The organism is Paraburkholderia caffeinilytica (genome assembly GCF_046030355.1).
Lineage (GTDB): Bacteria > Pseudomonadota > Gammaproteobacteria > Burkholderiales > Burkholderiaceae > Paraburkholderia > Paraburkholderia caffeinilytica_B.
The window spans coordinates 378585-395684 of sequence record NZ_JAQQCQ010000002.1 but is presented as its reverse complement, the minus strand read 5'-3'; the positions used below and the strand labels follow the sequence as shown (position 1 = coordinate 395684).

At 62.2% G+C, this 17100-nt stretch carries 12 protein-coding genes; 10 read left to right on the top strand and 2 right to left on the bottom strand.

Translation table 11 applies throughout. The features are described from left to right. Positions 1 to 27 precede the first annotated feature (27 nt). The 8 genes from aspS to PQQ95_RS04015 all read left to right on the top strand — a co-directional run bounded on the left by aspS (position 28) and on the right by PQQ95_RS04015 (position 11230). Positions 28 to 1827: an aspartate--tRNA ligase gene (gene aspS, locus PQQ95_RS04050; protein ID WP_408435113.1), complete on the top strand. Its 1800-nt coding sequence runs from the start codon at positions 28 to 30 to the stop codon at positions 1825 to 1827. A 205-nt stretch (positions 1828 to 2032) separates the two neighbouring features. After that, entirely contained in the window at positions 2033 to 2533 is a 501-nt protein-coding gene (gene nudB, locus PQQ95_RS04045; protein ID WP_408435338.1) for a dihydroneopterin triphosphate diphosphatase, read from the top strand. Further along, positions 2530 to 3789, top strand: coding sequence for a cardiolipin synthase ClsB (gene clsB, locus PQQ95_RS04040; RefSeq protein WP_408435111.1), 1260 nt, complete (start codon positions 2530 to 2532; stop codon positions 3787 to 3789). The genes nudB and clsB overlap by 4 nt, the downstream gene beginning before the upstream one ends. 226 nt (positions 3790 to 4015) lie before the next feature. Continuing rightward, positions 4016 to 4615, top strand: a complete 600-nt coding sequence (locus PQQ95_RS04035) for a TetR/AcrR family transcriptional regulator (RefSeq protein WP_046566835.1) — start codon at positions 4016 to 4018, stop codon at positions 4613 to 4615. A gap of 103 nt (positions 4616 to 4718) precedes the next feature. Further along, positions 4719 to 6506 (top strand): acyl-CoA dehydrogenase C-terminal domain-containing protein, encoded by a 1788-nt coding sequence (locus PQQ95_RS04030; protein WP_408435109.1) that lies wholly within the window; start codon positions 4719 to 4721, stop codon positions 6504 to 6506. A 124-nt stretch (positions 6507 to 6630) separates the two neighbouring features. Further along, positions 6631 to 9066 carry a 3-hydroxyacyl-CoA dehydrogenase/enoyl-CoA hydratase family protein gene (locus PQQ95_RS04025; protein ID WP_408435107.1) on the top strand — a complete coding sequence of 812 codons (2436 nt, stop codon included), beginning with the start codon at positions 6631 to 6633 and terminating at the stop codon, positions 9064 to 9066. Positions 9067 to 9087: 21 nt separating this feature from the next. Beyond that, positions 9088 to 10287 carry an acetyl-CoA C-acyltransferase gene (locus PQQ95_RS04020; protein WP_408435105.1) on the top strand — a complete coding sequence of 400 codons (1200 nt, stop codon included), beginning with the start codon at positions 9088 to 9090 and terminating at the stop codon, positions 10285 to 10287. Positions 10288 to 10459: 172 nt separating this feature from the next. Beyond that, the gene (locus PQQ95_RS04015) at positions 10460 to 11230 is read left to right on the top strand and encodes an enoyl-CoA hydratase (protein WP_408435103.1); all 771 of its coding nucleotides are present in this window, start codon (positions 10460 to 10462) and stop codon (positions 11228 to 11230) included. Positions 11231 to 11296: 66 nt separating this feature from the next. Here PQQ95_RS04015 and fdhD read toward each other — a convergent pair whose 3' ends face one another. Then, a complete protein-coding gene (gene fdhD, locus PQQ95_RS04010; protein WP_408435101.1) occupies positions 11297 to 12136 on the bottom strand; it encodes a formate dehydrogenase accessory sulfurtransferase FdhD in 840 nt (279 codons plus the stop codon). A 158-nt stretch (positions 12137 to 12294) separates the two neighbouring features. On the opposite strand from fdhD, the gene PQQ95_RS04005 reads away from it, so the two are divergent. Both PQQ95_RS04005 and PQQ95_RS04000 read left to right on the top strand, forming a co-directional pair. Next, the gene (locus PQQ95_RS04005) at positions 12295 to 12771 is read left to right on the top strand and encodes a nitrate reductase associated protein (RefSeq protein WP_408435099.1); all 477 of its coding nucleotides are present in this window, start codon (positions 12295 to 12297) and stop codon (positions 12769 to 12771) included. Between the two features lie 263 nt (positions 12772 to 13034). After that, positions 13035 to 16145 carry a sensor domain-containing protein gene (locus PQQ95_RS04000; protein WP_408435097.1) on the top strand — a complete coding sequence of 1037 codons (3111 nt, stop codon included), beginning with the start codon at positions 13035 to 13037 and terminating at the stop codon, positions 16143 to 16145. 37 nt (positions 16146 to 16182) lie between these two features. Here PQQ95_RS04000 and PQQ95_RS03995 read toward each other — a convergent pair whose 3' ends face one another. Beyond that, positions 16183 to 16797 carry a glutathione S-transferase gene (locus tag PQQ95_RS03995; protein WP_408435095.1) on the bottom strand — a complete coding sequence of 205 codons (615 nt, stop codon included), beginning with the start codon at positions 16795 to 16797 and terminating at the stop codon, positions 16183 to 16185. Positions 16798 to 17100: the final 303 nt, after the last annotated feature.

Below are 17100 nucleotides of genomic sequence, written 5' to 3'. Positions count from 1 at the left end.
ATCAATGCAAAACGAAAGACAAACATCATGTCGATGAGATCTGAATACTGCGGTCTGGTGACCGAAGAACTGCTGGGCCAATCCGTCTCGCTGTGCGGTTGGGTAAGCCGCCGTCGTGACCATGGCGGCGTCATCTTCATCGACCTGCGCGACCGCGAAGGCCTCGTTCAGGTCGTCTGCGATCCGGATCGCGCGGATATGTTCAAGACGGCCGAAGGCGTGCGCAACGAGTTTTGCCTGCAGATCAAGGGTGTGGTTCGCGCCCGGCCGGAAGGCACGACGAACGCCTCGCTGAAGAGCGGCAAGATCGAAGTGCTGTGCCACGAGCTGATCGTGCTGAACCCGTCGATCACGCCGCCGTTCCAGCTCGACGACGACAACCTGTCGGAAACCACGCGCCTCACGCATCGCGTGCTCGACCTGCGCCGTCCGCAGATGCAGCACAACCTGCGTCTGCGTTACCGCGTCGCGATCGAAGTGCGCAAGTATCTGGACTCGCTGGGCTTCATCGACATCGAAACGCCGATGCTCACCAAGAGCACGCCCGAAGGCGCGCGCGACTACCTCGTGCCGTCGCGTACCAACCCGGGCCAGTTCTTCGCGCTGCCGCAATCGCCGCAGCTGTTCAAGCAGTTGCTGATGGTCGCCAACTTCGATCGCTACTACCAGATCGTCAAGTGCTTCCGCGACGAAGACCTGCGCGCCGACCGTCAGCCGGAATTCACGCAGATCGACTGTGAAACCTCGTTCCTGTCGGAACAGGAAATCCGCGATCTGTTCGAAGCGATGATCCGTCACGTGTTCAAGGAAACGATCGGCGTCGAACTGGCTGAGAAATTCCCGGTCATGGAGTATTCGGAAGCCATGCGCCGCTTCGGTTCGGACAAGCCGGACCTGCGCGTGAAGCTCGAATTCACCGACCTCACGGATGCGGTTAAAGACGTCGACTTCAAGGTGTTCAGCGCGCCGGCCAACACGAAAGACGGCCGCGTCGCGGCAATCCGCGTGCCGAAGGGCGGCGAGCTCTCGCGTGGCGACATCGACAGCTACACGGAATTCGTGCGCATCTACGGGGCGAAGGGTCTCGCGTGGATCAAGGTCAACGAAGTGGCGAAGGGCCGTGACGGTCTGCAAAGCCCGATCGTCAAGAACCTGCACGACGAAGCGGTCAAGGCGATCATCGAGCGCACCGGCGCGCAAGACGGCGACATCATTTTCTTCGCGGCGGATCGCGCGAAGGTGGTGAACGACAGCCTGGGCGCGCTGCGTCTGAAGATCGGTCATTCGGAATTCGGCAAGGCCAACGGCCTGGTCGAATCCGGCTGGAAGCCGCTGTGGGTGATCGACTTCCCGATGTTCGAATACGACGAGGAAGACAACCGCTACGTCGCCGCGCATCACCCGTTCACGAGCCCGAAGGACGAGCATCTCGAGTATCTGGAAACGGATCCGGCGCGCTGCCTCGCCAAGGCCTACGACATGGTGCTGAACGGCTGGGAAATCGGCGGCGGTTCGGTGCGTATCCACCGTGAAGAAGTGCAGAGCAAGGTGTTCCGCGCGCTGAAGATCGGCGCGGAAGAAGCGCAAGCCAAGTTCGGCTTCCTGCTCGACGCGCTGCAATACGGCGCGCCGCCGCACGGTGGTATCGCATTCGGTCTGGACCGCATCATCACGATGATGGCCGGCGCCGATTCGATCCGCGACGTAATCGCGTTCCCGAAGACGCAACGTGCGCAGTGTCTGCTCACGCAGGCGCCGAGCGAAGTGGACGAGCGCCAGTTGCGCGAGTTGCACATCCGTCTGCGTCAACCGGAACCGAAGGTCTAAGCTGAGCCGGGCGCTGGCTGCCTGGAAACCGGCAACCAGCGTTGAGCAAAAAAGCGAACGAAGAAGCGAACGACGAAGCAAGCGAAAAAGGCGCATGATGCGCCTTTTTCGTTTTTTGCGTTACAGTCGCAGCAACCGGTCTCGACCGCTTATTGGACCACTCGCCGACATGTACCGCGCCAGCGTTGCGCCCAGTTTCCACGCCATGCCGAAACCGCCGAAGATCCCGCAATCCGTACTCGTCGTCATCCATACGCCCGCGCTCGATGTGCTGTTGATCCGGCGTGCCGATCACGCAGATTTCTGGCAATCGGTGACCGGCTCGAAAGACCAGTTCGACGAACCGCTCGCCGACACCGCAGCGCGGGAAGTGGCTGAAGAAACCGGCATCATGGTCGGCAGTACGCTGGTGCCGCAGAGCGCGCTATTCGATTGGCGCTACGAGATCGAATACGAGATCTACCCCCAGTTCCGGCATCGCTATGCCGAGGGCGTGATCCATAACACCGAGCATTGGTTCAGCCTGGAAGTGCCCGAGCAGCTCGAAGTGACGCTCGCGCCGCGCGAGCACACCGCGTTTCTGTGGCTGCCGTATGAAGAGGCGGCTTCGCGCTGCTTTTCGTCGTCGAATGCCGACGCGATCCTGCAATTGCCGAAGCGGCTCGCTGGGCGCCTGAATGGCCAGCCCGAGGAGCGTGCCCGGTGAGCGTCGGCGGCGCGCGCCGTTTCGCGCGACTCCGGCAATCGCTGCTTGGCCGCCGCTATTGGCAGCGCTACCGCTTCACCAGCGGCAACGACGTCAAGCTGCTGCGCTCAGGCGACGAGTTCTTCGCCGCGCTGATCGAACGCATCGACGCAGCGCAGAGTGACGTGGTTCTCGAAACCTATATCTTCTGTAACGACAGCGCGGGTCAGGCCGTCAGCGCGGCGTTGCTGCGCGCAGCCGCGCGCGGCGTGAAGGTGCGGGTGATTACGGACGGCATCGGCACCGCGCGCTTGCCGATGTTCAACGAATGGCCGCTCGCCGGCGTCGACCATCGCATCTACAACCCGCATCTGTTCGGCCGCTTCGGCTTCTCGCGTACACACCGCAAGATCGCCGTGGTGGACGATCAGTTCGGCTACTGCGGCGGCATCAACATCGTCGACGATTACGAGAACAACGGTGAGAAGCTGCCTTACCGGCGCTGGGATTTTGCGGTGGAATTGCGCGGGCCGGTGGTCGCCGATATCCGCCAGGCGTTCGAGGTGCAATGGCGGCGGATTCGCCTTGGGCATCGGCCTCTGGAGTCACTCGAGCCTGACTTCAGTCCGACGACCATGGGGTCGCTCGGCACGCTGCGCCGCCGGCGCCGTAATCGCAACGAGGCGCTCTGGGCCGGCGGACTGCCCTGCGTGGCCTTTGTCGCACGTGACAACCTGATCAACCGCCGCGCCATCGAAAAGGCATATCTGACCGCGATTGGCCAGGCGCGCAGCGAAGTGCTGCTGGCGAATCCGTACTTCATGCCAGGCCGCAAGCTGCGGCGCGCGCTGGTATTCGCGGCGCGGCGCGGCGTCGACGTGAAGCTCATCATCGGGCGCAAGGAATTCAAGGCGCTCGATTATGCGGTGCCGTTCCTGTATCGCGCGCTGCTCAAGGCCGGCGTGCAGATCGCCGAGTACGAGAAAACCCTGCTGCACGGCAAGGTCGCGGTGGTGGATTCGAACTGGGGGACGGTCGGCTCGTCGAATCTCGACGCATTGAGCCTGATGCTCAACAACGAAGCCAACGTGGTGCTGGTGAACGATCCGTCGATCGGCGCATTGCGCGACGCGATCCTCGCCGCATTCAAGGATTCGCGCCGGATCGACGAGGCGCGCTATGATGCCCGTCCAGCGGGCGAGCGCTTGCTCAACTGGCTGGCCTACACGACCTATCGGGCCGTGATGAAGCTACTAACGGTGGGTGGCTATGACTAGCTCATCGGCACCTCGCACATAACCGCAAGGGCGCAGCGTCAATGAAAGGGACAAAAAGAAGGCAAACGCCTCTAAAAAATCTCCTTCCTCTGATTGACGGATGCCGCAGAATTGAAACTAGGTTAGAAACCGGTTTCTAATAAAGTCCTTGTTTCGCGGACGGCAGCACTCAATAATAGTACGGCCGTTCGATTTTCTTTCGGTCACATTAGAACGGTAAAAAGCTATGCGAAAAGGCGAACAAACACGAGTCGCGATTCTCGAAGCAGCACTTGATCTGGCAAGCCGCGACGGACTGGAAGGTCTGACGATTGGGTTGCTGGCCGAGCGCATGCAGATGAGCAAAAGCGGTGTGTTCGCGCATTTCGGGTCGCGCGAGGATTTGCAGGTCGAAGTCGTGCGCGAATATCACCGTCGTTTTGAAGACGAGGTGTTTTTCCCGAGCTTGCGCGAGCCTCGTGGATTGCCGCGCTTGCGCGCGATGATTTCCCGCTGGATCGAGAAACGCATTCAGGAAGTCACCACGGGGTGCATCTACATCAGCGGCGCCGTCGAGTACGACGACCGCGGAGATAACCCGGTGCGCGAGCAACTGGTGTCGAGTGTGACGATCTGGCGTGCGGCGCTCACACGCGCAATTTCGCAGGCGATGGAAGAAGGGCATCTGCGCGCCGATACCGATCCGCAGCTGATGCTGTTCGAACTGTACAGCTTCACGCTCGGCCTGCATCACGACGCGCGTTTCCTGCATTTGCCGGACGCAGTGCGTTTGACGTGGGCCGCGCTGGAAAAATTGATTGTTTCGTATCAGAGCGAAAGCCGTTAGCAGCGCCGCCGAACTTCAAGCAGATTCAGCGGCGCTGAAAGATCCGATCCACGGACTCAGCTAACAGCCAGGCTCCTTGTCAAACTTGGGAGAGGAGAGAGTCATGGGACAGTACGCCGCGCCGCTGCGCGACATGCAATTCGTGTTGCACGAGCTGCTTAACGTCGAAGCCGAGATCAAGCAGATGCCGAAGCATGCGGATCTCGATGCGGACACGATCAACGCCGTGCTCGAAGAAGCCGGCAAGTTCTGCTCCGAAGTGCTGTTCCCGCTCAATCACAGCGGCGACCAGGAAGGCTGCACGTACGTCGGCGACGGCGTCGTGACCACGCCGAAGGGCTTCAAGGAAGCCTACAAACAATATGTGGAAGCCGGTTGGCCGGCGCTCGGCTGCGATCCGGAATACGGCGGCCAGGGCCTGCCCGCATTCGTCAACAACGCGCTGTATGAAATGCTGAACTCGGCGAATCAGGCGTGGACGATGTACCCGGGTCTGTCGCATGGTGCGTACGAATGTCTGCATGCGCACGGCACGCCGGAACTGCAGCAACGTTATCTGCCGAAGCTGGTTGCGGGCATCTGGACCGGCACGATGTGTCTGACCGAGCCGCATTGCGGCACCGACCTCGGCATCCTGCGCACCAAGGCCGAACCGAACAGCGACGGCTCGTACGCAATCAGCGGCACGAAGATTTTCATCTCCAGCGGCGAACACGATCTGGCGGAGAACATCGTTCACCTGGTGCTCGCGCGTCTGCCGGGCGCACCGAATGGCACCAAGGGTATTTCGCTCTTCATCGTGCCGAAGTTCATCCCGAACGAAGCGGGTGAACCGGGCGAGCGCAACGGCGTGAAGTGCGGCTCCATCGAACACAAGATGGGCATTCACGGCAACGCAACCTGCGTGATCAATCTCGACAACGCGAAGGGCTGGCTGGTCGGCGAACCGAACAAGGGCTTGAACGCCATGTTCGTGATGATGAACGCCGCGCGTCTGGGCGTCGGCATGCAGAGCCTGGGCCTGACCGAAATCGGCTATCAGAACTCGCTGGTGTACGCGAAAGAGCGTCTGCAAATGCGCTCGCTGACCGGCCCGAAGGCGCCGGAAAAAGCCGCTGATCCGATCATCGTGCATCCGGACGTGCGCCGCATGCTGCTCACGCAGAAGGCCTACGCCGAAGGCGCACGCGCGTTCTCCTACTGGTCCGCGCTGCACATCGACAAGGAACTGTCGCACGCCGACGAATCGGTGCGTAAAGAAGCGGCCGACCTCGTCGCGCTGCTCACGCCGATCCTGAAGGCATTCCTGTCGGACAACGCGTTCGAAAGCACCAACCACGCCATGCAGATCTACGGCGGCCACGGTTTCATCGCCGAATGGGGCATGGAGCAATACGTGCGCGACGCGCGGATCAACATGATCTACGAAGGCACCAACGCGATTCAGGCGCTCGACCTGCTGGGCCGCAAGATTCTTGGCGACATGGGCGCGAAGATGAAGAAGTTCGGCAAGCTGGTGTCGGACTTTGTTGAAGCCGAAGGCGTGAAGCCGGAAATGCAGGAGTTCATCAACCCGCTCGCCGACATCGGTGACAAGGTGCAGAAGCTGACCATGGAAATCGGCATGAAGGCGATGCAGAATCCGGACGAAGTCGGCGCCGCCGCCGTGCCGTATCTGCGCACCGTCGGCCACCTCGTGTTCTCGTACTTCTGGGCGCGCATGGCACGTATCGCGCTGGATAACGAAGCATCGGGCGATCCGTTCTACAAGGCGAAGCTCGCGACCGCACGCTTCTACTTCGCGAAGCTGCTGCCGGAAACGGCCATGACGATTCGCCAGGCACGCGCCGGTTCGAAGTCGATGATGGACGTCGAAGAGTCGCTGTTCTAAGGCACATTTCTTACGGCAAGCGCCACGTCTTCAAGAGGCGTGGCGCCTTCCACCGCCACAAGCCATACATCGCGAAACCTAAGAGACCCCTTCGCGATACCGCATAACTCCCCGGAGGAACGACGTGAGCAATCTGATCATTCGCAAGGTAGCCGTGCTCGGCGCCGGCGTGATGGGCGCGCAGATCGCAGCGCACCTGATCAACGCCAAGGTGCCCGTGCTGCTGTTCGACCTGCCCGCAAAAGAAGGCCCGAAGAACGCGATTGCCCTGAAGGCGATCGAAAATCTGAAGAAGCTGTCGCCCGCGCCGTTCGGCGTGAAGGACGACGCGCAATACATCCAGCCCGCGAATTACGACGACGACATCGGGAAACTCGCCGAATGCGACCTCGTGATTGAAGCGATCGCCGAGCGCATGGACTGGAAGCACGACCTGTACAAGAAAGTGTCGCCGCACATCGCGCCGAATGCGATCTTCGCGACCAACACGTCGGGCCTGTCGATCACCGAACTGTCGAACGGTTTCTCGGATGAACTGAAGGCGCGCTTCTGCGGCGTGCACTTCTTCAATCCGCCGCGCTATATGCACTTGGTCGAACTGATTCCGACTGCGACCACGCGGCCGGAAATCCTCGATCAACTCGAATCGTTCCTGACGAGCGTGGTTGGCAAGGGTGTCGTGCGTGCGAAAGACACGCCGAACTTCATCGCCAATCGCGTCGGTATTTTCTCGATCCTCGCCGTCATCACCGAAGCCGCGAAGTTCGGTCTGCGTTTCGACGAAGTGGACGATCTGACGGGCTCGCGTCTCGGCCGTGCGAAGTCGGCAACGTTCCGCACGGCGGACGTGGTCGGTCTCGACACCATGGCGCACGTCATCAAGACGATGCAGGACACGCTGAAGGACGATCCGTTCTTCCCGGTCTACGAAACGCCGCCTGTACTGGCTGAACTCGTGAAGAAGGGCGCGCTCGGTCAGAAGACCGGCGGCGGCTTCTACAAGAAGGAAGGCAAGGCGATCAAGGTGCTCGACCCGAAGACCGGCGACTATGTCGACGGCGGCGCGAAAGCCGACGAACTGGTGGGCCGCATTCTGAAGCGCCCGCCGGCAGAACGTCTGAAACTCCTGCGCGAATCGGAGCATCCGCAAGCGCAATTCCTGTGGTCGATTTTCCGCGACGTGTATCACTACATCGGCGTGCATCTGGAATCGATCGCGGACAACGCGCGTGACGTCGATCTGGCGATTCGCTGGGGCTTCGGCTGGAACGAAGGTCCGTTCGAAGGCTGGCAGACGGCCGGCTGGAAGCAGGTCGCCGAATGGGTGCAGGAAGACATCGCGGCAGGCAAGGCGCTGTCGAACGTGCCGCTGCCGTCGTGGGTGCTGGAAGGCCCGGTTGCCGAGAAGGGCGGCGTGCATACGAACGAAGGTTCGTGGTCGCCGGCTTCGAAGACGTTCGTGCCGCGTTCCTCGCTGTCGGTCTACGACAAGCAGGTGTTCCGCGCACCGCTGGTTGGCGAAACGTCGGCTGATCCGAAGACTTACGGCAAGACGCTGTTCGAAACCGACGCCGTGCGTGCCTGGGTCGACGACCGTGCGGGCGAGAACGACGTCCTGATCGTGTCGTTCAAGAGCAAGATGAACACGATCGGACCGTCGGTGATCGACGGTCTGACGCAAGCGATCGAACTGGCCGAAAAGGACTGCAAGGGGCTGGTCGTGTGGCAGCCCACGTCGCTGAAACTCGGCACGCCGGGCGGCCCGTTCTCCGCCGGTGCGAACCTCGAAGAAGCCATGCCCGCGTTCATGATGGGCGGCGCGAAGGGCATCGAGCCGTTCGTGAAGAAATTCCAGCAAGGCATGCTGCGCGTGAAGTACGCGAGCGTGCCGGTGATCTCGGCCGTGTCGGGCATTGCGCTCGGCGGCGGCTGCGAGCTGGCGCTGCATAGCGCGAAGCGTGTCGCGCATATCGAGAGCTACATCGGTCTGGTGGAAGTCGGTGTGGGTCTCGTGCCGGCCGGCGGCGGTCTGAAGGAAGCGGCACTGCGCGCGGCGGAAGCCGCAACCGCAGCCGGCGCGACCAACGACCTGCTGAAGTTCGTGCAGAAGTCGTTCGAGAACGCGGCGATGGCGAAGGTTTCGGCCTCGGCACTCGACGCCCGCGCAATGGGCTACCTGAAGCCGTCCGACACGATTGTGTTCAACGTGTTCGAACTGCTCGATATCGCGAAGAAGGAAGCGCGCGCGCTGTCCGCCGCGGGTTACCGTCCGCCGCTGCGTGTCACGCAGGTGCCGGTGGCGGGCCGCTCGGCGATTGCGACCATCAAGGCATCGCTCGTCAACATGCGCGACGGCCGTTTCATCAGCGAGCACGATTTCCTGATCGCCAGCCGTATCGCGGAAGCGGTGTGCGGCGGTGACGTGGAAGCGGGCAGCCTCGTCGACGAAGAATGGCTGCTCAAACTCGAGCGTCAGGCATTTGTTGATCTGCTTGGCACGCAAAAGACGCAGGAACGGATCATGGGCATGCTGCAAACCGGCAAGCCGGTGCGCAACTGAGCGACGACAGAGGAGCTTTAAATGACAAAGCAATTGCAAGACGCATACATCGTCGCCGCGAGCCGCACGCCGATCGGCAAGGCGCCGCGCGGGATGTTCAAGAACACGCGCCCGGACGAACTGCTGGTGCACGCGATCAAATCGGCTGTGGCGCAAGTGCCTGGCCTCGACACCAAGGTGATCGAAGACGCCATCATCGGCTGTGCGATTCCGGAGGCCGAGCAAGGTCTGAACGTCGCGCGGATGGGCGCACTGCTGGCGGGCCTGCCGAATACGGTGGGCGGCGTCACGGTGAACCGCTTCTGCGCGTCGGGCCTGACCGCGCTGGCTATGGCGGCTGATCGCATCCGCGTCGGCGAATCGGACGCGATGATCGCGGGCGGCTGCGAATCGATGAGCATGGTGCCGATGATGGGCAACAAGCCGTCGATGTCGCCGCACATCTTCGATCGTAACGAAGACATCGGTATCGCCTACGGCATGGGCCTGACCGCGGAAAAGGTCGCCGAGCGCTGGAAGATCAGCCGCGAAGCGCAAGACGCGTTCTCGGTCGAATCGCATCGCCGCGCCATCGCCGCGCAGCAAGCCGGCGAGTTCAACGACGAAATCGCCGCGTACACGATCACCGAGCGTTTCCCCGACCTCGCCACCGGCGAAGTGCGGGTGAAGACCCGTGAAGTCGCGCTCGACGAAGGCCCGCGTGCGGAAACGTCGCTGGAAGGTCTGGCGAAACTGCGCGCGGTGTTCGCGAACAAGGGTTCGGTGACGGCGGGCAACAGCTCGCAGACGTCGGACGGCGCGGGCGCATTGATCGTCGTGTCGGAAAAGATGCTGAAGGAATTCAACCTGACGCCGCTCGCCCGTTTCGTCAGCTTCGCCGTGCGCGGCGTGCCGCCGGAAATCATGGGTATCGGTCCGAAGGAAGCGATCCCGGCCGCACTGAAGGCCGCCGGCCTGAAGATCGACGACATGGACTGGATCGAGCTGAACGAAGCGTTCGCCGCGCAATCGCTGGCGGTGATCCAGGACCTCGGCCTCGATCCGTCGAAGATCAACCCGCTCGGCGGCGCGATCGCACTCGGCCATCCGCTCGGCGCGACGGGCGCGATTCGTGCATCGACGGTTGTACACGGCCTGCGCCGCCGCAACTTCAAGTACGGCATGGTGACGATGTGCGTCGGCACCGGCATGGGCGCGGCGGGCATCATCGAACGTCTGTAATCATGTTTGCCATGGTCCCCGCGGTGGTCCCCACAGCGATGTTGGCGGGGACCCCGGCAATGATCGCCGCGGAGATTCCTGCGGTGATCCGCCAGGGACCGCAGAAACGGTTCGCAGGCCAGCTGGCTTGCGAACCGTTTTTCCATTCAGCAGCAACCAGGAGTACGAGGAGATGACAATGGATATTCTGGTCGAGCGCGCCAACGGCGTGCTGACGATTGCCTTCAACCGGCCCGACAGGAAAAATGCGATCACGGCCGCGATGTATCAGACGATGGCCGACGCTTTGGTTGAAGCGCAGGGCGATGCATCGATCCGGGCGATTCTGATTCGCGGCAGCGCCGGCATTTTCAGCGCCGGCAACGATCTCGAAGACTTCATGAAACGGCCGCCTGGCGGCGAAGACTCTCCGGTATTCCAGTTCCTGCGTGCGATCTGTTCGGCGGAAAAGCCGCTGGTGGCCTCCGTGGCGGGGCCGGCAATCGGCGTCGGCACGACGCTCCTGCTGCACTGCGATCTGGTCTATGCCGCGGATACGGCGAGTTTTTCGCTGCCGTTCACGCAACTCGGGTTGTGTCCGGAAGCGGCTTCGAGCCTGCTGTTGCAGCGCGTGGCCGGTTATCAGTCCGCAGCGGAAAAGCTGCTGCTCGGCGAGGCATTCGACGCTGCCGAAGCGCACCGCATGGGCTTCGTGAATCGCGTGCTGCCCGCGGCTGAAGTCGAAGCATTCGCCGCTGCGCAAGCGGCCAAGCTGGCGTCGCTGCCCGCGTCGTCGTTGCGGGTGACCAAGAGTCTGATGAAGCGCGCCAGCTACCAGGAACTGCAAACGCAGATGACCGAGGAAGTGGTGCACTTCGGCAAGATGCTGCTCGCGCCGGAAGCGCGTGAGGCGTTCAAGGCGTTCTTCGAGAAGCGCAAGCCAGACTTCCGGCAGTTCGACTGACCGGCTGAGTTCAGGCGCCTGACGGTGCCTGAAAATGTTTCGCGCGTTAGAAGAGGCGGCGGCTGTTCAAGCTTGCGTCGGCTGCAAGGTGTCGTAGTCGACGTAGCTGGTTTCCCGGCAGAAGCTGACAAGCCGTACGCCCGCTTTGCGGGCAATCGCAATCGCCAGCGAAGAAGGCGCTGAAATCGTCGCGACCATCGGTATGTCGACACGCGCAGCCTTGCGCACCAGCTCGTAGCTGGCGCGGCTCGACAGAAACACAAAACCTTCCTTGGTATCCACGCGGTCGAGCACCAGCTGGCCGATCAGCTTGTCGAGCGCGTTGTGGCGCCCGACGTCTTCGAACGCGTAGCGGATCGCGCCTGCCGCATCGCACCATGCCGCGGCATGCAGGCCGCCGGTCAGACGCGTCAGCGCCTGGTGTTCCGGCAATTCGCGCGCGGCACGAGCGATCGCATCCGGCGCGAGGCGTTGCAGAAAGCCAGTGTCCGGCACGCGCTCCGGATTCAGGTCCAGCAGATCGATGCTTTCGATCCCGCATACGCCGCAACCGGTGCGCCCGGCGAGCGCGCGGCGCTTTTCCTTCAGCGCGACGAAAGCCTGCTGCACCACTTTCAATTGCACTTCGGCATGCGGCAATTCGTCGTCGTCGTGCAGTTCGACCTCGATGTCCTGAATGTCGCTGCCGCGTTCCACGATCCCTTCCGAAATCGCAAAACCGACCGCGAACGCTTCCAGATCGCGCGGCGTGCACATCATTACCGCGTGCGAGATGCCGTTGAAGACGAGCGCCACCGGCCATTCCTGACCAACGTGATCGGTGACGGTTTCGACCGCCGCGCCGCGATGCCGATGCACCTGGCGCTCCACCGCGCCCGGCTGCCCGGCTGTTTCCAGTTCGTTCAAGCGACCTCACTCCTTTCGTGTTGCGCGCGTTTGCGTGGCTTGCAGCCTTGCGCGGCGGCGCGAAGCAGCGCCAGACCACGCCGCTATCGCGCGAATAAGGTTCTAAAATACCTCAAGCTGGGCTTGCGCGTTGCCCGCCACCAAAGGGGAATACTGTCATGGGACTCAACGAAGCACCGCTTCTGTTCAACTTCGAAGTCGCGTCCTCGGAGAATTTCACCTTCATCCCGATGTCGGTGCGCTTCAATCTCGATCGCTTCGGGTTGCGCATCACGCTCGCGCAGTGGCAACTGCTGCCGCTCGAAGACCGCAAGCTGCTGGCACGTTTTCCGGTCGAAGAAGACGCGGAAATTGAGCCGAATTTCGATCACGCACTGTTTGAGATGCTGCGCACCCACGCGAATATCGAGCCGGAGTGGTTCACGCCCGAGGAAGCGCCCGTCTGGCGCCGCACGGATGCCGTACCGGATGGCGTGGTTCATCAGGCGGGACTGGCCGGCCTGCCCACACCCGGCGTCGCGCAGTGGGCCGAACTCGAGCCGTTCAAGCGCTACGTGCTCTCCAAATTGTCGCGCAAGCCGGAAAGCAACCACGACTTCGTTCCCGCGATGAAGGAATTTGGTGCGGCCGGCTAGGTGCGGCCGGCTAGGTGCGACCGGCTAGATCTACCCGCCTGAAACTACGAACCCGCCGCCGCACTCAGCCCCGAAGCGGCCACCGCGCACGCGCGCGTTGAAGCCGCGCCCCCCGCCCCGCGAAATTTTTCTCCCGGGCACCCTCAATCTGTTCCGAACCCTGCCGTTATCCATGGGTTGGCGCGTAAAAAGACTCGATGTGACCCGACGCACCGAAAGCGGTCCCGCGCTCCCGCCCTCAGAACGATCGACGTTCGGAACCCATGACTCCTTTTTTATCGAAGCGGCTGCTGATCAATCTGGCGGTCGTCGCCGCAGCGGTCGGCGCGAACGCGTTCGTCGCCTACACGCAGATTTGCGGCCAGCGCGACGCCGACGCGCGCATGCTGCGTTCGACGAACGTGCGTCAGAATCTCGACGCCTACCATACGGCGCTTGACGGCGGCCTGGCCGCGCTCGGCCGTTTCGAGGCGTCGGGTGAGGCCGCGCCTGTCAACGAGGCCGCCGCGATGGCGGCGTCGCTGGCCGGTCTGGAGCGCGAGCTGCGCAAGGAGCTCGCCGGCGAACCGGACATGCTCGGCACGCTTGCCAGGCTGAGCGCGGACAGTCATGCGCTGCAACACGACATCGACGATGCGCTGTTGAAGAGCGCCAGCGCCACGCCGAACGAGTCGCGCGCGTGGGCTGCGTCGACCTATACGCATCTGGGGCTGGGCCTCGGCCGCGTGGAAGAGGGCCTGGCGGCGTTGCGCAAGCAGGAGAATGGGGCGTTGCAGGCGTCGCTCGCGACCTCAGCGAACGAAACACAGCGCGCGATGTTTCTGCTGATCGTGACGATGCTGGCCGGCAGCGCGCTCCTGATCTTCACCTTCGGCGCCCGCGAAAGCCGCGCGCGCGAGAAACTGCGCTCCGTCCGCGCGCTGGGCCGCAATGACGAGCGCTTCCGTGGCCTGTTCGATGAACATCCGGTGCCGATGTACATTTTTGATCGCGAGACGCTGCGCTTTCTCGCCGTCAACGCGGCCGCGATCCAGCAATATGGCTACACCGAAAGCGAATTTCTCGGTATGACGATCCGCGCGATCCGGCCGAATTCCGAAATCTCGCGCCTCGAATCGCACCTGCAGCGCAGCGATGTCCTGCACCACGGCCGCACGATGGCGGGTGTCTGGCATCACCGGCGCAAGGACGGCTCGACGATCAGCGCCGACATTTCATATCACGCGCTCAGCTTCATGGGCCGCGCCGCGTTCTTCGTGCTGGCCGACGACGTCACCGAACAGATCAACGCCGAAGCCGAAGCGCAGCGTTCGAACCAGATGCTCGAAACGGTGATCGACAACATTCCGCAGCGCATTTTCTGGAAGGATCAGGCGTCGCACTATCTCGGCTGCAATATGGCGTTCGCGCGCGACGCGGGGCTCTCGTACCCCGAGCAGGTGGTGGGCAAGAGCGATAGCGATATGCCGTGGCGCGCCTTCGCCGACCTGCTGAACGAGCACGATAAAGAGGTGGTGAGCACAGGCGTGCCGAAGATGAATTTCGAGGTCGATATCATCATCGACGGCGTGCACCGCACCACGGTCACCAGCAAGCTGCCGTTCACCGACGGCGATGGCCGCGTGATCGGCGTGCTCGGTTCCTACACGGATATCACCGAACGCAAGCGCGCCGATCTGGCCTTGCGTCTGCAAAGCCGCGCGCTCGATGCCAGCGTCAACGCGATTCTGATTACCGCGCCGTCGCCGTCGGGCAATCTGATCGAATACGTGAACCCCGCGTTCATGCGTATCACCGGCTACGATCCCGCCGAAGTGATCGGTCACGACTGCCGTGTGCTGCAGCGCGACGATCGTGACCAGGAAGGCGTCGCGTTGATTCGCCAGGCGCTTGCCGCGAACCGCGAGGTGAGCGCCGTCGTGCGTAACTACCGCAAGGACGGCGCGCTGTTCTGGAATCAACTGTTCATCGCACCGGTGCCGAACGCGGAAGGCGTGATTACGCATCACATTGGCGTGATCAATGATGTGACGGATCTGATGCGCTATCAGGAACAGCTCGAATATCAGGCCAACTACGACAGCCTCACGCGGCTGCCGAATCGCAACCTGCTGCGCGATCGCCTGCAGCATGCCTTGATCGTTGCACAGCGCCATCACAAGGGCGTCGCGGTCGTGTTCATGGACCTGGACGGCTTCAAGAACGTCAACGACAGCCTCGGCCATAGCGTTGGCGATCGCTTGCTGAGCGTGGTGGCCGAGCGGCTCGCACGTTGCACGCGAACCAGCGACACGGTCGCGCGGCATGGCGGCGACGAGTTCGTGATCGTGATGACCGATACCGTCGACGAACAATCGCTGATCGCGTGGATGGAGCGGGTGCGCGCATCGATTTCAGAGCCGGTGTGGCTCGACGGTACCGAGTTGTATGTCGGCTGCAGCATGGGCGCGAGCCTCTTCCCGCAGGATGGCGAAGACGCGGAAACGCTGATGAAAAAGGCCGACCTCGCGATGTATCGCGCGAAGGACATGGGCCGCAATACGTTCCAGTTCTATCAGCCGGAGATGAACGCGAGCGCGGGCGCGCGCCTGAATCTCGAACGGCGTTTGCGCCGTGCGTTGCGCGACAACGAATTCCTGCTGCACTACCAGCCGCAGGTGGATATCGTGAGCGGGCAGATCGTCGGCACCGAGGCGCTGGTGCGCTGGCACGATCCGGAGGTCGGCCTGGTGCTGCCGTCGCTGTTCATTCCGGTCGCCGAAGAGAGCGGCCTGATCGGGCCGCTGTCGGAGTGGGTATTGCGCGAGGCGTGCCGCCAGAACAAGGCGTGGCAGGACGAAGGCTTGCCGCCGGCGCGGGTGTCGGTGAATCTGTCGGCGCGCGTTTTTCAGCAGCGGGACATTGCGAAACTCGTCATGCAGGTGCTGGCCGAGACTGGGCTCGAACCGCAGTATCTCGAACTCGAACTCACCGAAAGCACCATCATGCGCAATGCCGAAGAGGCGGTATTGATGCTCAACGAGTTGCACGCGCTTGGCATTGGCCTCGCCATCGACGACTTCGGCACGGGTTATTCGAGTCTCAGTTATCTGAAGCGTTTTCCGGTGGACCGCTTGAAGATCGACCGCTCGTTCGTGTCGGATATTGGCGTGTCGGGCGACGATGAAACGATCACATCGGCGATCATCGCGCTCGCGCATTCGCTGAAATTGCAGGTGATCGCGGAAGGCGTGGAGACGTCGGCGCAACTCGACTTTCTGAAGGAACGTGCGTGCGACGAGATGCAGGGTTTCTACTTCGCGAAGCCGTTGTCGACCGACGCGATCTCCGAGTTGTTCCAGGGCGGGGTGGGGCGGGAAGCTGAGACGGTGTAGTTCCGCTTCCCGTTTCACGTTTTCCGCTAGGCGTACCTCAGACAGCAGGCGTGTCGAGGAACACCGGTAGCTGTTCGGCGACCTCGGAAAACGCCTGCAAGCGTGGATGCGCCGCCTTGGCGACGATCTCCGACAGGAACATCTGCGTGAAATTCCACGCGACGGCCACCGTCACGTCCACCGCGCCAAAATGGTTCGGTTCGACCGGCAACGGGGCCGACGCGAGTTCCTCTTCGAGTTCGCGGTAAGCGGCGAGCAATTGCTCGGTCACGCGATTGACCCACGGCTCATGCTGTTTCTCCGCCGGCCGCAGATTGCGTTCGTAGACGATTTGCACGGTCTTTTCGCAAGCGGCCAGCGCCAGGCCCGTGAGGCGTGCGGCGCGCAGGCAGTATGCCGGCTGTGACGGGAAGATCCGCTGATCCGGCGCGGCGAGCGTGGCGAGGTACTGCAGGATCACGGTTGAGTCCATCACGCTCTGACCGTTGTCGAGAATCAATGTCGGCGCTTTCACAACCGGGTTGATCTTCGCGAACGCCTCATACGTGCTGAACACGGAAATCGACTGGTGCTCGAAGTCGAGCTTCAGCAACTTCATGCAGATAGCGACGCGGCGTACGTACGGCGAATCCAGCATTCCGATCAGTTTCATCTCATTTCCGTTAGAAGATTTATAGGGCTGGCCTGAGCGGGTGAGTAGGTGGCTGTTCGCTTGCCAGACGGTGCTTCTGATGCATTAGACCAATAGATTAAAGCGCCCGGCAAGGCAAAAAAGCGACATTAATCGACGGTTTACGTCGGAATTTCTTACATGAAGCCGATCTTGCCCCTCACTGCCCGGTGCTGAACGCCAGTATCGTCTCGCGCCGTTCGGGCGGCACTCCGGCAGCACTCGCGGGGCACTTAGGTGGCGTTTCACCGCGCAAAGCGGTTTCCGGGCGCGTGGCAGTCGTAT

What these genes read in the sequence shown, in the direction of transcription:
- aspS (WP_408435113.1), top strand. Translation starts at nt 28, where the DNA reads ATGTCGATGAGATCTGAATACTGCGGTCTGGTGACCGAAGAACTGCTG.
- nudB (WP_408435338.1), top strand. Translation starts at nt 2,033, where the DNA reads ATGCCGAAACCGCCGAAGATCCCGCAATCCGTACTCGTCGTCATCCAT.
- PQQ95_RS04035 (WP_046566835.1), top strand. Translation starts at nt 4,016, where the DNA reads ATGCGAAAAGGCGAACAAACACGAGTCGCGATTCTCGAAGCAGCACTT.
- PQQ95_RS04030 (WP_408435109.1), top strand. Translation starts at nt 4,719, where the DNA reads ATGGGACAGTACGCCGCGCCGCTGCGCGACATGCAATTCGTGTTGCAC.
- PQQ95_RS04020 (WP_408435105.1), top strand. Translation starts at nt 9,088, where the DNA reads ATGACAAAGCAATTGCAAGACGCATACATCGTCGCCGCGAGCCGCACG.
- PQQ95_RS04015 (WP_408435103.1), top strand. Translation starts at nt 10,460, where the DNA reads ATGACAATGGATATTCTGGTCGAGCGCGCCAACGGCGTGCTGACGATT.
- PQQ95_RS04005 (WP_408435099.1), top strand. Translation starts at nt 12,295, where the DNA reads ATGGGACTCAACGAAGCACCGCTTCTGTTCAACTTCGAAGTCGCGTCC.
- PQQ95_RS04000 (WP_408435097.1), top strand. Translation starts at nt 13,035, where the DNA reads ATGACTCCTTTTTTATCGAAGCGGCTGCTGATCAATCTGGCGGTCGTC.
- PQQ95_RS03995 (WP_408435095.1), bottom strand. Translation starts at nt 16,797, where the DNA reads ATGAAACTGATCGGAATGCTGGATTCGCCGTACGTACGCCGCGTCGCT.